The organism is Pseudomonas sp. SIMBA_067, from assembly GCF_046534675.1.
GTDB lineage: Bacteria > Pseudomonadota > Gammaproteobacteria > Pseudomonadales > Pseudomonadaceae > Aquipseudomonas > Aquipseudomonas putida.
Genome location: NZ_JAWRYH010000660.1, coordinates 1 through 262 on the forward strand (window position 1 = coordinate 1; position 262 = coordinate 262).

At 37.0% G+C, this 262-nt stretch carries 1 protein-coding gene; it reads right to left on the minus strand.

The window, feature by feature from the left end; translation table 11 throughout:
* Nucleotides 1-262, minus strand: a 262-nt coding sequence (locus SB765_RS30760; protein WP_410932638.1) for a hypothetical protein, incomplete at both ends; no start/stop codon positions are given.

The window sequence follows — 262 nt, forward strand, 5'->3', positions numbered from 1 at the left end:
GTAATACTTTTTAGCTTATGTTTAGCAATAAACTCATTACCTACCTGCTGCTGAGTTACGGCTAAGAGCTGAATAACAAAATTATCCTCAGGTTGTTGTAAGTACCAATTACTGGGTATTTTTACTATTTGGTTTTGCGACTTTGTTTGTGCAGGTTTAGTAATCGGTTTTTCTTCAACGGGTTTTAATTCCGGCTTTTCCTGCTCAACAACAATCGTTGATTCCGTTAAGCTCTCGACAATCGCTGGAACATTATTATTGG